Source organism: Photobacterium sp. GB-50, from assembly GCF_003026755.1.
GTDB lineage: Bacteria > Pseudomonadota > Gammaproteobacteria > Enterobacterales > Vibrionaceae > Photobacterium.
Map to the genome: position 1 here is coordinate 442,602 of NZ_PYNX01000001.1, position 19,025 is coordinate 461,626.

The 19,025-nt window shown below is 41.8% G+C and carries 19 protein-coding genes; all 19 read right to left on the bottom strand.

From position 1 onward, the window contains the following. Positions 1 to 44: 44 nt before the first annotated feature. Complete coding sequence (locus tag C9J41_RS01935; RefSeq protein ID WP_107294136.1) at positions 45 to 2,258, bottom strand: chemotaxis protein CheA; 2,214 nt, start codon at positions 2,256 to 2,258, stop codon at positions 45 to 47. 9 nt (positions 2,259 to 2,267) lie between these two features. Beyond that, positions 2,268 to 2,987, bottom strand: a complete 720-nt coding sequence (locus C9J41_RS01940; protein ID WP_107205507.1) for a protein phosphatase CheZ — start codon at positions 2,985 to 2,987, stop codon at positions 2,268 to 2,270. A 48-nt stretch (positions 2,988 to 3,035) separates the two neighbouring features. After that, positions 3,036 to 3,407, bottom strand: coding sequence for a chemotaxis response regulator CheY (gene cheY / locus C9J41_RS01945; RefSeq protein ID WP_199187030.1), 372 nt, complete (start codon positions 3,405 to 3,407; stop codon positions 3,036 to 3,038). Between the two features lie 64 nt (positions 3,408 to 3,471). Beyond that, a complete protein-coding gene (locus C9J41_RS01950) occupies positions 3,472 to 4,194 on the bottom strand; it encodes an RNA polymerase sigma factor FliA (protein WP_045082753.1) in 723 nt (240 codons plus the stop codon). Beyond that, positions 4,187 to 5,077, bottom strand: a complete 891-nt coding sequence (locus C9J41_RS01955) for a MinD/ParA family protein (protein WP_005370324.1) — start codon at positions 5,075 to 5,077, stop codon at positions 4,187 to 4,189. Before C9J41_RS01955 ends, C9J41_RS01950 begins: the two co-directional genes overlap by 8 nt. Continuing rightward, positions 5,070 to 6,782, bottom strand: coding sequence for a flagellar biosynthesis protein FlhF (gene flhF / locus C9J41_RS01960; protein ID WP_107245623.1), 1,713 nt, complete (start codon positions 6,780 to 6,782; stop codon positions 5,070 to 5,072). Before flhF ends, C9J41_RS01955 begins: the two co-directional genes overlap by 8 nt. Positions 6,783 to 6,832: 50 nt before the next feature. Then, positions 6,833 to 8,929: a flagellar biosynthesis protein FlhA gene (flhA, locus tag C9J41_RS01965; protein ID WP_107205504.1), complete on the bottom strand. Its 2,097-nt coding sequence runs from the start codon at positions 8,927 to 8,929 to the stop codon at positions 6,833 to 6,835. Between the two features lie 362 nt (positions 8,930 to 9,291). After that, positions 9,292 to 10,422: a flagellar biosynthesis protein FlhB gene (gene flhB, locus C9J41_RS01970; protein ID WP_107294137.1), complete on the bottom strand. Its 1,131-nt coding sequence runs from the start codon at positions 10,420 to 10,422 to the stop codon at positions 9,292 to 9,294. Between the two features lie 23 nt (positions 10,423 to 10,445). Then, positions 10,446 to 11,228 (bottom strand): flagellar biosynthetic protein FliR, encoded by a 783-nt coding sequence (fliR, locus tag C9J41_RS01975; protein WP_107205503.1) that lies wholly within the window; start codon positions 11,226 to 11,228, stop codon positions 10,446 to 10,448. Between the two features lie 20 nt (positions 11,229 to 11,248). Then, positions 11,249 to 11,518, bottom strand: coding sequence for a flagellar biosynthesis protein FliQ (gene fliQ / locus C9J41_RS01980; protein WP_005370314.1), 270 nt, complete (start codon positions 11,516 to 11,518; stop codon positions 11,249 to 11,251). Between the two features lie 33 nt (positions 11,519 to 11,551). After that, positions 11,552 to 12,400 carry a flagellar type III secretion system pore protein FliP gene (fliP, locus tag C9J41_RS01985; RefSeq protein ID WP_107205502.1) on the bottom strand — a complete coding sequence of 283 codons (849 nt, stop codon included), beginning with the start codon at positions 12,398 to 12,400 and terminating at the stop codon, positions 11,552 to 11,554. Further along, the gene (gene fliO, locus C9J41_RS01990; RefSeq protein WP_107205501.1) at positions 12,387 to 12,836 is read right to left on the bottom strand and encodes a flagellar biosynthetic protein FliO; all 450 of its coding nucleotides are present in this window, start codon (positions 12,834 to 12,836) and stop codon (positions 12,387 to 12,389) included. Before fliO ends, fliP begins: the two co-directional genes overlap by 14 nt. A gap of 8 nt (positions 12,837 to 12,844) precedes the next feature. Then, positions 12,845 to 13,234 (bottom strand): flagellar motor switch protein FliN, encoded by a 390-nt coding sequence (gene fliN / locus C9J41_RS01995; protein ID WP_107205500.1) that lies wholly within the window; start codon positions 13,232 to 13,234, stop codon positions 12,845 to 12,847. A 16-nt stretch (positions 13,235 to 13,250) separates the two neighbouring features. Next, on the bottom strand, positions 13,251 to 14,300 hold the full coding sequence (gene fliM / locus C9J41_RS02000) for a flagellar motor switch protein FliM (RefSeq protein ID WP_107205499.1): 1,050 nt from the start codon (positions 14,298 to 14,300) through the stop codon (positions 13,251 to 13,253). A 7-nt stretch (positions 14,301 to 14,307) separates the two neighbouring features. Beyond that, positions 14,308 to 14,790, bottom strand: coding sequence for a flagellar basal body-associated protein FliL (gene fliL / locus C9J41_RS02005; protein ID WP_107205498.1), 483 nt, complete (start codon positions 14,788 to 14,790; stop codon positions 14,308 to 14,310). A gap of 53 nt (positions 14,791 to 14,843) precedes the next feature. After that, complete coding sequence (locus tag C9J41_RS02010) at positions 14,844 to 16,295, bottom strand: flagellar hook-length control protein FliK (RefSeq protein ID WP_107294138.1); 1,452 nt, start codon at positions 16,293 to 16,295, stop codon at positions 14,844 to 14,846. 120 nt (positions 16,296 to 16,415) lie between these two features. Continuing rightward, a complete protein-coding gene (gene fliJ / locus C9J41_RS02015; RefSeq protein ID WP_045148062.1) occupies positions 16,416 to 16,856 on the bottom strand; it encodes a flagellar export protein FliJ in 441 nt (146 codons plus the stop codon). A 31-nt stretch (positions 16,857 to 16,887) separates the two neighbouring features. Next, entirely contained in the window at positions 16,888 to 18,210 is a 1,323-nt protein-coding gene (fliI, locus tag C9J41_RS02020; RefSeq protein ID WP_005370306.1) for a flagellar protein export ATPase FliI, read from the bottom strand. Beyond that, positions 18,207 to 19,010: a flagellar assembly protein FliH gene (fliH, locus tag C9J41_RS02025; RefSeq protein ID WP_107205496.1), complete on the bottom strand. Its 804-nt coding sequence runs from the start codon at positions 19,008 to 19,010 to the stop codon at positions 18,207 to 18,209. Before fliH ends, fliI begins: the two co-directional genes overlap by 4 nt. Positions 19,011 to 19,025: the final 15 nt, after the last annotated feature.

A 19,025-nucleotide genomic window follows, 5' to 3' on the forward strand; every position in this document is an offset into this window, starting at 1 on the left:
AGGGGGTCATCGCCCCCCTCTTTTATTATTATTTGTCGTGCTAATTAATGACCAGCGTAGTGTTTTAATAAGCTTGGCACATCAAGAATTAATGCAATATGACCATCACTGGTAATAGTTGCACCTGCCATACCTGGCGTACCTTGAAGTAAGCTATCTAGTGGTTTTATCACGACTTCTTCTTGACCAATTAAGGTATCAACCACAAAACCAATTCGCTGATGGCCAATTTGAACAATAACGACATGACCATGGCCACGATCTTTATTCGTACCGCCAGTCATATTTGACAACCAATCTTGTAGATAAAACAGGGGTATCGCTTTATCACGAACAATAATTGTTAACTGGCCATCAACAGTATTGGTTTTATTCAAATCAAGGTGGAATATTTCATTCACACTCGCTAATGGCAATGCAAATGGTTGTTCACCAACACCTACCATTAATGTCGGTAAAATAGCCAACGTTAACGGTACTTTAATGTCAATTCGAGTGCCTTTACCTAGCACTGAATCAATATGAATTGAACCATTAAGCTGATTAATCCCTGTTTTTACAACATCCATTCCTACACCACGACCAGAAATATCAGAGATTTCTTTTTTGGTCGAGAAGCCAGGGGCAAAAATGAGATTATACGCTTCATTGTCAGTGATACGAGAAGCGGCATCTGCATCCATCACACCGCGTTCAACAGCAATGCTGCGGAGCTTTTCTGCATCCATACCTCCACCATCATCTTCGATGGTAAGTAGAATATGATCGCCTTCTTGTGATGCTGATAATAAGACAGTTCCCGTACGAGGCTTACCTACCTGCTCACGAACATCCGGCATTTCAATACCATGATCTACAGAATTTCGTACTAAGTGAACCAGAGGATCAGCAAGAGCTTCCACTAAGTTTTTATCTAAATCTGTTTCCTCACCGCGCATTTCCAGTACGATTTCTTTCTTTAAGCTACGCGCTAAATCACGTACAACACGAGGAAAACGACCAAATACTTTCTTGATTGGTTGCATGCGAGTTTTCATCACAGCGCCTTGAAGATCTGCCGTTACAACATCAAGATTTGAGACCGCTTTCGACATTTCTTCATCATTGGTGTTTAAACCAAGACTAACTAAACGATTTCGTACTAAAACCAACTCACCAACCATATTCATAATGGTATCAAGGGTTGAAGTATCAACACGTACTGTCGCATCCGCTTGTGGTTTTGACTTCTCTTTGACCGCAACAGGTTTCGCTGAGCGCTCTACTGGCGGTTGATGTGCCGCAGAAGCAGGTGGAGTGACCATTGCTGTTGATTGAGTCGAACTAACAGCAACTTCAACTTCGGTTAAATCATTCGCTGTAGATTGTGCAGCAGACGCTTGTTCTTCTAAAGATGGGCTTTTACCTGCACCATGTAATTCATCAAGCAGACGTTCAAATTCATCATCTGTCATCAAGTCATCACTATCACCGGCACCAGTATCTTCTGGCACGGTAGATGATAGGGTTACTGACGATGATGGTGTTGTAATACTTGCCGCAGGCGTATCACTATTTCCCGGCCCTTTGCCAGAACCGTGTAGTTCGTCTAACAAACGTTCGAATTCATCATCAGTAATATCACCGCTATCAAAATTTAATTGTGCTTCTACATTATTTTGCTCAGTTGGCTTGGATGGGCTTTGTCCAGTACCATGAAGTTCATCAAGTAAACGATCAAACTCATCTTGAGTCATATCATCAACACTGTCACCAGTGGTAACATTCTCACTACTTGACGTACTCGCAGGTTCTGGTGTCACCTCTGCAATAACATCAACCGATGGCGCTTCAACGGGCTTAGAAATAGGAGCGAGTTCATCTGCTGTTGCAGGCTGGCTGTAATAATGTAAGGCATCTAATAAACGTTGATCAGCACGATCAAGAGGCTGATGTTCTTTCACTTGTTCAAACATCACATTAATACAGTCAAGCGCTTCTAAAATCACATCCATCAACTCAGATGTTACGCTACGCTTGCCTGTTCGCAGCAAGTCAAAAACGTTTTCTGCACCGTGACAAGCATCAACCAGTTCGGTTAAAGAAAGAAATCCTGCGCCACCTTTTACCGTATGAAAACCACGGAAAATAGCATTCAATAACTCAGAATCATCGGGGCTTCGTTCAAGCTCTACCAATTGTTCAGAAAGCAATTCAAGAATTTCGCCTGCTTCTATTAAAAAGTCCTGCAGGATATCTTCGTCTAAATCAAAGCTCATAAATTTCCCCTAAAATCCAAGACTCGAAAGTAAATCATCAACATCATCTTGTGATTCAACAACATCATTACGTTGCTCTGGATTGATGATTGGCCCTTCAGGCTTTAAGGCGTCTTTTTTATCATCAATCACAGTATTCGCGTCTTGTTCCATGCCAAAAGCTTTAAGAATTTCAACTAACCTATCTTCAACTTCATGAACTAACTCAATGACACGTCGAATGATTTGTCCAGTGAGATCTTGGTAGTCCTGAGCCATAAGGATATCGGTAAGGTGGGTACGCAGTGTGCTGCTATCACCTTCAATTTGAACAAGCAATAAATCAATATCGTGACACAATGTTTTAAATTCAGTAAGACCAATCTTACCTGCCATTAAACGCTGCCACTGAGGATGCACTTGCAATAACGTATTATGCAGTTTATCCGCAATAGGTAGCGTGCTTTCAACTGCGTCCATCGTTTTATTTGCGGCTTGCTCCGTTTTATCGATAACATAAAGCAATCGTTCACGAGCATCAGGAATATCAGTTTTCGCTAAATCATTAACCCGAGGGTCAAGGCGAAAATTAATTAAAGAATCATGCAACTGGCGAGTAATTTTACCCACCTCTGCAAACATTGGTTCATGGCTATCGGCAACTAATGTTTGTACAAGCGAATTGGCTTCAGCTTGTTGTCCATTTTCTAGCAAGCTGACAAGCTGTTTTGCCTGTTCAAGTGAAATCATGCTTCTTTATCGTCCTTATGCACTACTGATGGTTATTGTTAGTAATCGTTACTGCAAACGTTCGAAAATTTTATCCAATTTTTCTTTCAACGTTGCTGCGGTAAATGGTTTAACGATATAACCATTAACACCTGCTTGTGCCGCTTCAATGATCTGCTCACGCTTTGCTTCTGCAGTGATCATCAATACTGGCAAGTGCTTCAATTGTTCATCAGAACGAATATGACGAAGTAAATCAATACCTTGCATTCCTGGCATATTCCAATCCGTTACAACGAAGTCGAAATCACCCTTTTTAAGCATTGGTAAAGCGGTTAATCCATCATCTGCTTCTAAGGTGTTGTTAAAACCCAAATCACGAAGCAGGTTTTTAACAATACGGCGCATTGTTGAGAAGTCATCAACAATGAGAATTTTCATGTTTTTATTCAAGTTTGCCTCCACTGAGAGCCAGTGTTCTTCTAGTTCTAAAAATAAATAATTATTAAGCAGTCCATGCTGTTAATTTTGCACGTAATCGCTGCATTGCTTGGCTGTGTATCTGACAAATTCGTGATTCACTAACACCGATTACCGCACCAATTTCTTTTAAATTAAGCTCTTCGTCGTAATAAAGTGATAACACTAACGCCTCTCGTTCTGGGAGGGTTTTTATCGCTTCAGCCAATGACGCACGAAAGTTATCATCAACAACACCTTGAAAGGGTGTGTTTTCACCGATACTTTCTTCATTAGCGACGGTATCTTCTGCCACTCCAAGATCACTAATACCGACTAAGCGTCCACAATTAACATCATTTAGTGCTTGATGGTACTGTTCTAACGGCATATCGAGATATTGCGCAATTTCTTGGTCATTAGGATCGCGTCCTAATTCATTTTCAAGGTGAGATATTGCTTCACTTATCTTTCGGCTATTTTTATATACTGAACGAGGGACCCAATCACCACGACGAATATCATCAAGCATTGCCCCACGAATACGAATTCCAGCAAACGTTTCAAAGCTTGCCCCTTTCGTAGGATCATAATTTTGTTGCGCTTCAAGTAAACCTATCATGCCTGCTTGAATTAAATCTTCCACTAAGACACTCGGCGGTAAACGAACCATTAAGTGATGAGCAATGCGTTTAACTAACGATGAGTATCGTTCGATAAATGCTTGTGGACTCTGCTGATATTGACCATAAGCCATCGCTTTATTCACTGTATGGCACCTCCATGGCCTGAGAACGTTTGATCAATAAACGCTCAACAAAAAACTCAAGATGTCCACCTGGGTTATGCGGAATAGGCCAAGTCATTGCTTTGGTTGATAATGAATTCAACGCCAATGCAGCAGGGCTACGAGGGAAAGCTTCGACCACTATCTTCTGACGTTTAACGGCTTGGCGGACATTATCATCAAGCGGAATACATGCCACGAGCTCTAAATTAGCATCTAAGAATCGTTCCGTAACACGCGTCAATTTGGTAAACAGATCGCGTCCTTCACGATAACTACGCACCATATTGGCAACAATTTTAAAGCGTTGAACATCATATTCACGACTTAAGATTTTAATCAATGCATAAGCATCTGTAATTGATGTTGGTTCATCACAGACAACAACCAGCACATCTTGCGCAGCGCGAGCAAAACTAAGCACCATGTCTGAAATACCTGCTGCGGTATCTACCAGTAGAAAATCAAGATCGTCTTGTAAATTACCAAAAGCACGAATTAACCCAGCATGCTGCGCTGGTGTTAACTCTGCCATATTTTGAGTGCCCGAGGCAGCAGGAATAATTTTTAACCCGTATGGACCTTCAATAATGATATCTTCCAGCTCACAGATACCCGCTAAAACGTGAGATAAGTTACGCCCTGCACGAAGTCCTAGCATCACATCAACGTTCGCAAGGCCTAGATCAGCATCCAATACCATGACCCGCTTACCTTGACGTGCCATCGACATCGCCATATTTAGCGTAACATTGGTTTTACCGACACCACCTTTACCACCGGTTACAGTAATCACTTTGGTTGAGGTTAACTGAGTCATTCGACGTAAACCGCTTGCTTGATCGTACATTCTGCTCTCAATCATAATAATCTGCCGCCTTATTATCTGAACTATCACTAGACCAGAAATGTGATTGCTGGCTTATCTCTATCTCCAATAATTCATTAGCACGTGACACTAGGTAGTTCCCCGATGCTATTTTGATATCTTCTGGTACACGCTGGCCATCCGCTAAATAAGCGATAGGTAATGCATTTTGAATCGCCACGCAGATGATCTCTCCTAAACTTAATGACTCATCAAGCTTTGTTAATACGCAACCAGAAAGTGGAATACGACGAAAATGTTCAATCGTTTCCTGCAGCACTCGACGCTGTGATGTCGCTGGCATCACTAAGTAGCTTCGAATATGCGCTCCGCTGTTTTTCATTAAAGTGTCTAGCTGTTCAGATAACCGAATATCACGCTGCCCCATCCCTGCGGTATCAAGCAATACCAATCGGCGATGTCGCAACTGATGTAAGATATCGGCAAGTTCTTCAGCATCTTTAGCAACTCTTACCGGACAGCCCATAATTCGACCATAAGTCGCTAATTGCTCATGAGCACCAATACGATATGTATCTGTCGTCACTAGAGCAATTTGATCTGGACCAAACTCCATTGCCGCGCGAGCAGCTAACTTGGCAATTGTCGTGGTTTTACCTACACCTGTTGGGCCTAATAAAGCCACCACACCGCCCGTATCTAAAATACAATCGTCGGTAGTAATAATTTGATCCGATAACAAATCAAGTAAAGCCGGCCATGCTTCATTGGGTTGAATATCTTCAGGGATATAACACGCTAATTGATCGGCTAATTGCTCTGATAATCCCATTTTTTCAAGACGTTTGATCATCATGGCGCGCATTGGTTCGCGGCGTTCAACTTCTTGCCACATTAAGCCAGATAGCTGATGTTCTAATAAGCGACGTATCGAGATCATTTCAGATCGCACTTGATCCAGTTCATCTTTACTCGGTTGGGCTTTAGATTCGTAACGAGAAGGATCTAATCGTGGCTTTTGCGGTGAATGCTCACGTCCATTCATACCATGATCATGCTGAGGGCTATCAAATAACCCACGACCAACGGATAAATCACGTTCATATTGTTTTGATGATGGACGACGGTAATCGCCGATATCTAAATCATGCTTATTGGTTTCAGGTTGACGACGCTGAAATAGTGGTGATGTTGATGATGAACGGTTATCACGTGATGAAGGAGTATCTGCATAATGTTGGTCAGAATAACGAGAGTAACCACTAGCCTTTTGTTGCGATGCGCGTTCATTTTGCGGACTGTATGCTGGCTTGTGGTCATGTCGAAATGCATTCGCTTCTGAATATAAGCTGTGACTATCCCCTTGCTCGCGCAATTTAGATTGGCGATCAAGTAATGCACTAAGTGAATCAACCTCGTTAGGTTGCTCATTTTGCTCTTGGGTTGAGGCATAGTTTTGTAATACGCTAGCAAATTTCTGCGCCGTGGATTGGTTCAACTGCACCTTGTCATCAGCAAGTTTACGTCTTGCTTGATTTAACCCTTGAGTAACTTCGTCACGAGAGCGAGGCTGAGTATTTGGAGCTGCTGGAGGCGTTGTATCGACATCCACCGCTGCCACAATCTCAACACCACCAGAAACTTTCTTATTCGACATAATGACGGCATCAGGCCCAAGCTCTTCTTTGACTTCGCTAAGTGCCGTTCTCATATCCTTGGCAAAAAATCGTTTAATTTTCAAAATATCGTCCTATATCAGAAAGGGCTTAGGCGCATCTACAACCACTAACATTAATTACCTACCGCATTCACAATTCGAATTTGTTTTTCATCAGGCACTTCCTGATATGACAATACCCGTAAACTTGGGATCGTATTTTTAACAAATTTAGCTAATGTTGAACGCAACACACCTGAGGTCAATAATACCGCAGGCTCACCTTTCAATTCTTGCTGCTGAGTCGCTTCTGTTAATGAACGTTGTAAACGTTCCGCTAATCCAGGCTCAATACCTGAAGATTCACCACCAGCAGATTGCATAGTTTGATGCAATATTTGTTCCAATTCAGGGACTAGGGTAATCACTGGCAACTCAACTTCTATTCCATTGATTTCTTGACAAATTAATCGTTTCAGACCGATACGAACAGCGGCGGTTAATATGTCAGGATCTTGACTCTTACTGGAATACTCCGACAAAGTTTGGACAATGGTTCGAATATCACGCAGTGGAATAGCTTCATTTAATAAGTTCTGCATTACTTTCACCACAACCCCTAGAGGTAATTGATCAGGAACAAAACCATCAACCAATTTAGGTGTCGTTTGACCTAACATTTCTAATAGGTTTTGTACCTCTTCATGACCCAGTAACTGCGATGCATGATTTGTCAGTAATTGGCTTAAATGAGTCGCCAGTACTGTTGCTGAATCAACCACGGTATAACCTAATGCTTGCGCATGTTCACGTTGTGAGTCTTGTACCCAGACCGCTTCAAGACCAAACGCAGGATCGGTTGTCATTTCACCATCAATAGAACCGAAAACTTGGCCAGGGTTAATCGCCAGATCCATTTTGGGGTGAATATTTGCTTCGCCACAGGCGACGCCCATCAAACTAATGCGGTAACTATTCGGTGGCAGCTCTAAGTTATCGCGAATATGAACCGGTGGGATAAGAAAACCAAAGTCTTGTGATAACTTTTTACGAACACCTTTCACGCGCTCTAGCAACTCACCACCTTGATCTTTATCGACCATTGAAATTAAACGGTAACCCACTTCTAAACCAATGGTATCAACAGGCTGTACATCATCCCACGATAGTTCTTTTAGCGGTTGGGTCGGTGCTAACTCTGTCGGCGGCGCTTGCTTTTCAACAAGTGCTTCTGCTTTCTCTTTCTTTATTCGCCAATAAGCGACACCACCAATAATGGCGGCAAGCAATAAGAAAGGAATATGAGGCATACCAGGAACAATACCCATAACAAATAGAATCATACCGGTGATGATCAGCGCTTGAGGATTGTTAAACATCTGAAAATACATTTGCTGCCCCATGTCCTCGTCAGTATTTTGACGAGTTACCATCATTGCCGCACCGATGGATAACAGTAGCGATGGGATTTGAGCAACAAGACCATCACCAATGGTCAATAAACTGTAAATTTCGAGGGCTTCACCAAATGTCAGACCATGCTGACCCATACCAATGATTAAACCACCAATGATATTGATAAAGAGGATCAAGATACCGGCAATGGCATCACCTTTAACAAACTTAGACGCACCATCCATAGAACCATAGAAGTCGGCTTCTTTTGTTACTTCAAAACGACGAGTACGCGCTTGCTCTTGATCAATAAGCCCTGCGTTTAAATCAGCATCAATAGCCATTTGCTTACCCGGTAAGGCATCAAGGGTGAAGCGAGCACTAACTTCTGAAATACGACCTGCACCTTTGGTTACTACCATAAAGTTAATGATCATCAAAATAAGGAAGACCACTAAACCCACCGCATAGTTGCCACCAATAACAACCGAGCCAAATGCATCAATAACTTGTCCTGCCGCATCAGGCCCTTCATGACCGTGCAATAAAACAACACGAGTCGATGCAACGTTTAGTGCTAAACGTAATAGCGTGGCAATAAGTAGTACGGTAGGAAAAGCAGCAAAATCAAGCGGACGACGGGTATATACCGTCACCAATAACACCACCAGTGAAAGCGCGATATTAAAGGTAAACGTCATATCCAATAGCAACGGCGGCATTGGTAAAATGATCATTGCTAACATTGCCAATACCATTATAGGCGCACCTATTGATGGCATAGACTTGATACTGGCTAACGGCAATCTATCTGCAAAGGGAATTGAAAGCTTCATTCTGTCTAGTGATCTATTCTTTTATTATTGGTATCAATGTTCGTTTTATAAACAAAAGAAGATAATTAAATAGTCCGTTATTTAATAAAGACGATGAACCATGAATGCATAAAATAAGGTAAAGCAATTATCATGCCTTACATATTAGTCATTTTTTTGACAGTGCGAAAAGACTATCAAATTAATAACAGAAAGCTAAAGATAAACGCTATATTTGTGACTTCCTGTCTAATATAAACATTTAATTAAATAACGCCCCTAATAGACTTTATTCCAAAAAAGAATTAATGATTAATATATAAACAATAAATTTTCAGCCACAATATACTTAATTATCATTTCAATAATCATGTACCTAAACATTAATGGCGTAATTCTTCAGGTATATCCATTGCAGCTTTAGATAGTGTTGGTTTTTTGCCTTTACCTTTGCGGTATTCTTTTAACTGAAACACATAAGCTAATATTTGAGCAACGGCAACAAATAAACCATCTGGAATTTGCTGTTCTAATTCAGTCGTATAATAAATAGCACGAGCTAATGGCGCGGCAGGTACAATATCAATATTATGTTTATTGGCTATCTCTCTGATCTTAAGCGCTAAATGATCGCCTCCTTTCGCAATAACAACGGGCGCAGAGTCCAACTTAGGATCGTAGCGAAGTGCGACAGAGAAGTGCTCAGGGTTAGTAATTACCACGTCAGCTTGCGGCACATCTGCCATCATACGTCGCTGAGCCATTTCACGTTGCAGCATTCTAATACGCCCTTTTACTTCAGGCTTACCTTCCGAATCTTTATATTCATCTTTAATTTCTTGTTTGGTCATTTTTAATTGCTGATTAAAATTCCAAATTTGAAATGGCACATCAATGGCAACAATAATAAGCAGTGAGCAACAAATTAAAAGAACAAAGTTTAGTAATATATCGATAGCATGAAAGTAATTGGCAGGAAAAACCTCATTACTGAGTTGGAAAAAGTCTTCTAAACTCGAAAATATCAAGTAGCAAGCAATACTCCCCACCAGCCCAACTTTTAAAATAGACTTAATTAACTCAACCCAACTTTGCATACCAAACATCCGCTTTATTCCACTGAGCGGATTCATTTTTGATAACTTAGGCATTGCAGCTTGAGTGGAAAAGCGAACACCACCGACACCAGCAGCTCCAATAAAAGCAGCAACAAACAAAAAAATGAGTACTAAAAATAAAGGCGCGAGAATATAAACAATCGCATCTAAAATAATAACGAATAAACGATCAAGATCGAATATATCGTCGCGCGTTAAGCTAAACATTGCTGTCATGATATGACTCAGTGCTTTACTTAACCCTTCTCCAAACCACATTAACCCAACAGCACCAGACACTAATACCGCAACAGACGCTAATTCTCTTGAGCGCGGAACTTGACCTTTCTCTCGCGCCTGCTCAAGCCGTCTGGGCGTGGCGTCTTCGGTACGTTCTTGACCATCTGAATCAGACATACTGATTTACTCCCAGTCTTAACTTAACAATCAATTCGGATCAAACTACACACTTGATCTAAGCCAACTTGCCATATCGCTTCATATTGCGGCACGATACCGAGTACAATAAACCAGCTAATTGCCAGACCGAGTAATAACGCAAATGAGAAACCTAACGAGAAAATATTTAGCTGTGGTGCTGCTCGAGTCATTACGCCAAACGACAAATTCACCGTTAGCAAAGCAATCACCCCTGCTAACGCCATATTCACGCCCGCTTTAAACATATGCCCAAACCAACCTGCAAGCTGATAGTAATCTTTTTGCTGTAGCATAGCCTCACCTATCGGCAAGGTTTTAAAGCTCACAACAACAGCATTTAACATCTCTAAATGCCCATCTGTTGCTAAGAACAATAAAATGGCCAAAAACATATAAAACTGTCCCAATACGGGCGTATTCTGACCATTCGCAGGATCAACCATTGAAGCAAAACCTAAACTCGATTGCATACCTAATATTTGCCCAAGTAAGACAAATATTTGAGTAATAAACTGTGTCACTAATCCCATTGCTACACCAATGATTAGTTGCTGAGTAGTAACAATAAATCCAGCTAAAGAAAGTAACTCAATATCTTGTGGGACTTTAGGTAAAACAGGCAAGACCGCAAATGTGATCGCTAAGGCTAAATATAAGCGAATTTTAGGTGAAACAAAGCGCGCCCCAAAAAACGTCATCGCCATCATCATTGATGAGATACGTGTAAAAGGCCAAAAATAATTCGCTATCCAATCAAGTAAAAGATTTGCGGTGTAATGCATAATCGACGGCTGCTCGTTTGCTAATAAAGCAACTGTGGGATTTGATCAATAATGCGATAGAAATAATCCATCAGCATTTGCGTCATCATATGACCAAAAAACATCAACGCGAGTAACGTCACCACTAAACGGGGTAAGAAACTCAATGTTTGCTCATTGATTGAGGTGGCCGCTTGAAATACCGCAACAACTAAACCAATTAACAGCCCTGGAATGACAATCGCGCACACCATGATAAGTACCATGTATAGCGCTTCTTGAAATATCTCAACAAAAGCTTCTGGCGTCATAAAAGCATCCTTTTTATCCGATGTTTATTCACATTAGGTGCCAAAACTACCTGCCAGTGTGGATAAGATCAGGTTCCAACCATCAACTAAAACAAACAACATTAATTTAAACGGTAACGATACAATCATAGGTGAAAGCATCATCATACCCATCGCCATTAAGATCGATGCAACGACCAAATCAATAATCAAAAATGGTAAAAACAGCATAAAGCCGATTTGAAACGCCGTTTTTAGCTCTGAAGTAATAAACGCAGGGATCAATACCGTTAACGGCACCGTCTGCGGATCATCAGCCGTTGAGCCAGACATATTCACAAACGTTTCTAAATCTTTTACCCGGGTTTGTTTTAGCATAAATTGGCGCATCGGATCTTCCGCTTTTGCCAACGCTTCTTTCGCCGTGATTTGCTCATTAATATAAGGCTGAACGGCATCTGCATTGATCTTATCAATCACCGGAGACATCACAAAAAACGTTAAGAACAGCGCTATGCCGATAATCACTTGGTTAGAAGGTGTTTGCTGTAAACCCATCGCTTGACGCAGGATCGACATTACCACCACGATACGGGTGAAAGAGGTCATTAAAATAACCATCGCAGGCAAAAAGCCCAACGCGGTCATTAACGCTAAAATTTGCAGGGTGACAGAATAATCTTCACTACCATCAGGGTTTACTGTCACCGATAATGCCGGTATTCCCCCACCATTACGGGCTGCTTGCATGTGACCTGAGGTTGTTTCTGCACTCATTGCTGTCGCCGTCGTACTATTAGCCACGTTCGCTTCAACCGCATGCGCTATATTGATTGACGATAACAACACAGAGATAGCAAGAAAAGCCATCCAAGTGATAAGGGTGAATTTATTTTTTAACATTATTTTTCATTAGCTTGCTAAGCTGAGAAGCGAAATCTCTGCTTGGCGATTCGTCCATGTTTAAAGGCTTATCCAATTTACTTAGCAAAGAAATATTATGTTGAGTAATACCCACCAACATTTGCTCTTCACCGACTTGCAATAGCACGACTCTTTCTCGTTGCCCGACTGCCAGCTGTGTAATTACTTTTAAACCCGAATCATTACCACTGATCCCAGCCACCCGCATACGTTTTAATAACCAAGCTAAGAAAACAATAATCGCAATCACAAGCAGTAAAGAAGCCAGAGTGGTTGCGATATTTAAGTCAGGTGCTTGTCTTAATGGCGGCGGCGCTTTTTCAATCGTTTTCTCAACCGCTGTTTGTGCGAAACAGGACAGTGTGAAAAATAATAGCGATAATACTGTAACTATCTGGCCTATAATCCTTTTCATGGCCAGCCTTAACGTAACTTTTTAATACGCTCAGTTTGGCTGATCACATCAGTCAAACGAATACCAAATTTGTCATTGACCACAACCACTTCACCATGTGCAATAAGGGTCCCATTAACCATCACATCTAATGATTCACCCGCAATACGATCAAGCTCAACCACTGAACCTTGGTTTAATTGCAGTAGGTTACGAATACTGATTTGCGTACGTCCGACTTCCATCGAAATGGTAACCGGAATATCCATAATAGTATCAAGCTTACGACGTTCATCATCGGTGATCGGTACCGTTTCATCAGTCAGCTCTTCTAGTGGTGCTGGTTGTACATCATCAATTTGCTCTGCTAATGCTGCAGCCCAATCATCTGCCATTTGTTGGTCATTATTATTTGACATTGTCATCGTCCTTTTCTTATTCGTTACTATCGCGATTAATATTAAGTAATGCCGTGCCTAGCTCATCACGGTCGAGAAACGCCAAATCCGTTTTAACCATATCGGGACGTTGTAGTTTCTCACTAATTTTCAATGCTACATTGTCACCAGAGCGACCCATTTTGGCGTGATAAGTCGGTAAATCTTCCACAAAAATGGTCGCTTGCTCAGGCATATCAATAGGGATCACATCGCCAACTTGTAGCTCCATCAAATCACGTAACGATAAATCCACATCCAGTAATTTGGCGCGAAGATTAACGGGTACATCCATGATTTCATCACGCAATGCTTTACTCCAACGCACGTCGGTGTCCATCTTGTCACTTTGTACACCCGCATCGAGTAATTCACGGATTGGCTCAACCATCGAATATGGCATGACGACATGAAAATCACCGCCGCCACCATCAACTTCAATATGAAATGAGCTCACCACTATCACTTCTGTTGGGCTCACAATATTTGCCATGGTCGGGTTCACTTCTGAGTCTAAATATTCAAACTCAACCCCCATCACCGGAGACCATGCTTCGCGGTAATCTTCAAACACAAGTTTGAGTAGCATTTGAACAATACGGCGTTCGGTAGGAGTAAATTCACGACCTTCAATTTTGGCGTGAAAGCGACCATCGCCACCAAAAAAGTTTTCAACCAGAATAAAGACGAGACGCGCTTCCATCGTAATAAGCGCGGTACCTTTTAATGGACGAAAGCGCACCATATTTAAGCTTGTTGGTACATACAGTGTATTTTGGTACTCACCAAATTTAATCATCTGTACGCCATTAATAGACACTTCCGCCGTTTTACGCAGCATATTAAACAGGCTGATACGCATATGGCGCGCAAAACGCTCATTGATAAGCTCAAGTGTCGGCATTCGACCACGAACAATGCGGTCTTGTGATGAAAAATCAAAGGTAGCAACATCACTCGCGACCTCGTGATCATGAAGTTCATCTTCTGGCTCATCGACACCATGAAGTAGCGCATCAATTTCATCTTGGGTTAATAAATCACTCACTGTAAACCTACTGCATTACAAAACCAGTAAAAAGAACCCGCTCAACTGCAGGTGTTCCAGCCACTTTAACCATTGCCGCTTTCACAGCTTCAAGCGCTTGTTGGCGTAACTGATCACGGCCATTAGGGCTACGTAATTGCTCAACGGTTGCGACCCCGAATGCTTGAAGAAGAGTACTTTCAATTAACGGTATGTGCTGTTTCGCCAAGGCTTCATTTTTATCGCCACGTACCATTAATTGCACTTTAATTTGAACCACTCTATCTCGTGTATCACCCGTAACATTGAAAGTAAAAGGCTGAGGTAATACAACATAGTAAGCAGACATTACAGATGCTGGTGACGTTGTACTTTCTTGAACCGTTGCAGCCACTTGTGGCGACTCTTTAGCGTCATCGCCATTTAGCAACCAAAAGCCAATGCCTGCCGCCAATATTACAATGACGGCTACTGCACTTATTAACATCAGCTTTTTCTTGCCCATCGCCATTTTTATTCCTTTTTGTCTTTATTTTCATTAATTAAATTATTAGCAATTGTTAATTACGCATAGTAATCAACCCGATCTTTATTGTTTGTTACAAACATCTCAATCGCATCAAGATGTTTATCTGAATTAGTCTCATTAGTGCCTGCCAAAGATTCATCATGGGCAGTACCTGATGATTGCTCCCCTGAATGATGCTGTGAGAACTGCTGCGCAAATTGATTTGAACTGTCTTGCTGCACAGAGCCTTGCGCTAACTGCAAGCCTTGTTGCTGCATCATCTCACGTAGCCTTGGCATTGCTTGTTCAACCATATCCCGTGTTTGGCTATTATTAACGGTAAATTGCACTGAAGCTTGATCTTGATTCAAGGCTAATTTGATTTGAATTTTGCCAAGCTCTGGCGGATCTAATCGGATATCAATTTGCTTTAAATTCTTAGCCATCATCATATTAATCCGCTCAGAAACTTGCTCTCCCGCCTGCTCTTTTGTCAGCAGTAATGGCGACTGAACCTGTGTATTTGCATGTTGTAAGTCCATTTTCATCGCATTGGTTTGCTGGTTACTCATTAGTGCCGATAATGGTTGTGAAGAGATAGTGTCTTGCTCTTGTTCCTGACCATCAACCAATGTTTTTCTAACAGCTTCCATCATTCCATTGGTTGCGATCAGTTCAGAATTTTTTTCACCAGAAAGAAACGCATTCACGATACCATGTTCAGCTTTTACACCAGATAGTGTTGATTTTAATTCAGGATCGATTGTGGGTTGAGAAAGCAGTGTCGCTTCATCACTTTTTTCCGCTTTCACTGCAGCGGTTGCAGCGTGCCAGCCCAGTTTTAACTCACTCGGTTTCACATCCGCTTGTAGTACTTTCTCTTTTTCAGTTAGCTCATTTTGCTTGATTGAAGTGATTTCAGAGCTATCTAATACAAATTTGTCACTAGAGAGCTCTGGTTTCACATCTAAAGACGCATCTGATGATGGCATTTGCTCTGACTGTGGCGGCAAAGCTTTGCCCCCACCTGAAGATTGTTGACTAAGCTGCTGATTTGATTGGTTCAAACGTTGAAGGAAATCCGCACCTTCAAACATCATTTTTTCGACATCAGCAATACTTTCGCCATCATCAACATTATCAACACTGGTGATATCCTCACTATCATCAATAGATACAACGCCACTATCAACAACAGATACCATCTCATCTGAAACAACCTCATCAGAGACTACCTCAGCGTTAGATTCAGTGTCGATAACTAAATCATCAGAGACAATAACAGCATTATTGTTCGCTTCTTCACCAGCTTCAACATCTGTCGATTTTTGTGTTTTTTGTTCTATTTTTAAATCGCTTACCGATGTTTTCTCTGTTGATGCTGCTTGTAACTGAGAATCAAACGAAGCATCTTTGTCACCTTCATTTGTTTCTACCGTTTTAGTATTTGAAGATCCCGCAGGTGTGGCTTTTACGTGCGGTGTTGATAAGGGATTTAATAGATTCATAGCCAATTCAAACCTAGTACTGGGCGTGGAGAAAACAAAACGTAACCATTTGATCTTCCGACGACAAAAAGAGATAAGCTGGAGTAATGCAAAAACTAAACCAGTTACTCATCAATAAGGTTATTGTTGTAACCTTCGCGCAAATTGCAATGTAACAAATTCATCCATCATTTTTTGCTCTTGCTTATCAAGCCACTGTTTATGCTCACGTTCGCGTTTTTCCACCAGCCATTCAACCGAACGTCTTTTTTGTTGCATTTCTTGCCAGTGCTGGGAGCACTTTTGAATTTGTTCTTCAAAGTACCCTCCCGCTTGCTTTTGCTTTTCTAATGTTTGATCCAGTTGCGTTAAGAATTTCTGTAAATGACTATATTGACTTGCGGTTAAACCTTGTTGGCCCCTAACAGATAACTGATTGAGATAATCCAATCGATATTTTTCAATCTGCGCTAATTGCTGTAAGTAATTTTGTTGCTCAATACGGGCTTGGTTTAACGCTAAACTGGCTTGATGCTCTTGCTCTTTCGCTTGCTCGATGATTAATCCTAGCGCGTTAGACATACTTAATTTCCTTATCCATGATCACCTGCAATTAACCACCTAATGTTGAGCGCAACATATTGACGCACATCTCATAGGGCACTGACTCTTTCATTTCTTGTTGCAGATAAGCGTCTAATTTCGGTTTAAAACTAAAAGCTTGATCAATCGTATTATCCGTTCCGGGTTTATAAGCACCAATGGAGACTAAATCTTGATTTTTACGGCATATAGAAAGAATTTGACGTACCGCTTTTGACATCAACATATGCTCTTCGCTCACAATCGCAGGCATAACACGACTCACCGAACGTTCGACATCGATCGCAGGATAATGTCCAGCGTCTGCCATCTCACGAGATAACACAATGTGACCATCTAAAATCGCACGAGAGGCATCTGCAATAGGATCTTGCAAGTCATCACCTTCACTAAGAACGGTAAAGAAAGCCGTTATAGAACCTTGATTTTCATTACCATTACCCGCACGTTCCACCAACGCAGGTAACTTTGCAAATACCGAAGGTGGATAACCTTTGGTTGCTGGCGGCTCACCAACAGACAATGCGATTTCACGTTGTGCTTGTGCAAAACGGGTCAGAGAATCCATCAGCAGTAATACATCAAAGCCCTGATCGCGGAAATACTCAGCAATCGTCAATGAGGTTTGACAACCTTTTAAGCGCATTAATGGTGATGCATCAGCAGGTGCCGCCACCACCACAGATCGCGCACGGCCTTCAGGCCCTAAGCTTTCTTCAATAAACTCTTTAACTTCACGACCACGCTCACCAATAAGACCAACCACAACAATCTGGGCACTGGTGCCACGAGTCATCATGCCTAAAGTCACAGACTTACCAACACCCGAGCCTGCAAACAGACCAATACGCTGGCCTTTGCCTACCGTCAAACAGCCATTGATCGCTTTAATACCCACATCGAGCGGCTCTTTGATTGGTTTACGGGCGAGAGGATTGATAGGAGTGGCATTAAATGAAGCTCGATGCTCGGTAAAAATAGGCCCTAAGCCATCGAGCGGATTACCCACCCCATCAATAACCCGACCTAATAATTCAGGACCAACGGGTAGACCACTATTGTGCAGAATTGGCGTGACTTTAGCGCCTGGCATCACCCCAAGCAGCTGTTCACTCGGCATGAGAAACAAGGTTTCACCTGAAAAGCCAACCACTTCAGCTTCAAGTTCACCATTTAATGTTTCTACTTTACATAAGCTACCAACAGGAGCACGGCAACCTATTGCTTCAAGTGTTAAACCAACAACTCGCACTAAACGTCCAGAAGCAACAGGCTTACACCCCGTCCCTTCCGTTTTATATTGACTTAACCGTTCGGCTAGTGAGGCTGTCATTTAGATTGATCTCGAATACTACTATTAACCGCTTCAAAGCTACTTAAAGAGTGACGAATACGATCTTCGATAAAATAATCAACCGAAGTATCATGGCTATTTAATTGCAGATCACCTCGATTTAAACTTGGCTCAGCAATAAGTTTCCATTTACGCTCTAACAAGTCATCGTCACTAAAATTTTGTTTTATTAGGGCTACATCTTCAGGATGAAGATTCATCGTAATATCACGATTGGCAACCGGTAACGTCGCCACCACTTCACGAATCGTATTTAAAATCACTTGTGGGTTCGTTTTCACTTCCACTCGGATCAACTCTTTCGCTAAACCTAAAGCAAGTTGCATCACCTGCTCTTCAACGTCACGATCAACTTGTGCAATTGGCGCTAATAACTTTTCAGCCACTGACGCCAAATGATTCACTTGTTCTGTTATTTGTTGTTGGGCTTGCTCTAACCCCTGTTGTAACCCTTGCTCTTTGCCTTCAACAAGACCAGATTCAAGCCCTTCAGCGTGACCGGTTTTAAACCCTTCACTGTGTCCAGCTTGTCGTCCTTGCTCTATTCCTTCGTCATACGCCGATTGCTGCATCGCTTCTAAATCAGCAGCCGTTAATGGCGGAGGCCCCGCTTCTTCTTCAGGCTCGAATTCTTCAATAACAGGGCGAGGCTGATAATTAAAAGCGTTGTCACTTTGTTCTTGACGCTGTTCTGAATAATCAGGGTATGCCCAACGTTCTAATTCTTGTGCTTGATGGTCTGAAACTCGAAAAAAGCCGCGACGACGTTCATCACTCATGACGACCACCTGCTA

Coding starts and splice junctions, on each gene's coding strand:
- C9J41_RS01955 (WP_005370324.1), bottom strand. CDS start 5,077: ATGATTGAGAGCAGAATGTACGATCAAGCAAGCGGTTTACGTCGAATG.
- fliO (WP_107205501.1), bottom strand. CDS start 12,836: ATGAAAAGGATTATAGGCCAGATAGTTACAGTATTATCGCTATTATTT.
- flhA (WP_107205504.1), bottom strand. CDS start 8,929: ATGAAGCTTTCAATTCCCTTTGCAGATAGATTGCCGTTAGCCAGTATC.
- fliR (WP_107205503.1), bottom strand. CDS start 11,228: ATGCATTACACCGCAAATCTTTTACTTGATTGGATAGCGAATTATTTT.
- C9J41_RS01935 (WP_107294136.1), bottom strand. CDS start 2,258: ATGAGCTTTGATTTAGACGAAGATATCCTGCAGGACTTTTTAATAGAA.
- fliI (WP_005370306.1), bottom strand. CDS start 18,210: ATGACAGCCTCACTAGCCGAACGGTTAAGTCAATATAAAACGGAAGGG.
- C9J41_RS02010 (WP_107294138.1), bottom strand. CDS start 16,295: ATGAATCTATTAAATCCCTTATCAACACCGCACGTAAAAGCCACACCT.
- fliL (WP_107205498.1), bottom strand. CDS start 14,790: ATGGCGATGGGCAAGAAAAAGCTGATGTTAATAAGTGCAGTAGCCGTC.
- fliJ (WP_045148062.1), bottom strand. CDS start 16,856: ATGTCTAACGCGCTAGGATTAATCATCGAGCAAGCGAAAGAGCAAGAG.
- fliP (WP_107205502.1), bottom strand. CDS start 12,400: ATGTTAAAAAATAAATTCACCCTTATCACTTGGATGGCTTTTCTTGCT.
- cheY (WP_199187030.1), bottom strand. CDS start 3,407: ATGAAAATTCTCATTGTTGATGACTTCTCAACAATGCGCCGTATTGTT.
- fliQ (WP_005370314.1), bottom strand. CDS start 11,518: ATGACGCCAGAAGCTTTTGTTGAGATATTTCAAGAAGCGCTATACATG.
- flhB (WP_107294137.1), bottom strand. CDS start 10,422: ATGTCTGATTCAGATGGTCAAGAACGTACCGAAGACGCCACGCCCAGA.
- fliH (WP_107205496.1), bottom strand. CDS start 19,010: ATGAGTGATGAACGTCGTCGCGGCTTTTTTCGAGTTTCAGACCATCAA.
- C9J41_RS01940 (WP_107205507.1), bottom strand. CDS start 2,987: ATGATTTCACTTGAACAGGCAAAACAGCTTGTCAGCTTGCTAGAAAAT.
- fliN (WP_107205500.1), bottom strand. CDS start 13,234: ATGTCAAATAATAATGACCAACAAATGGCAGATGATTGGGCTGCAGCA.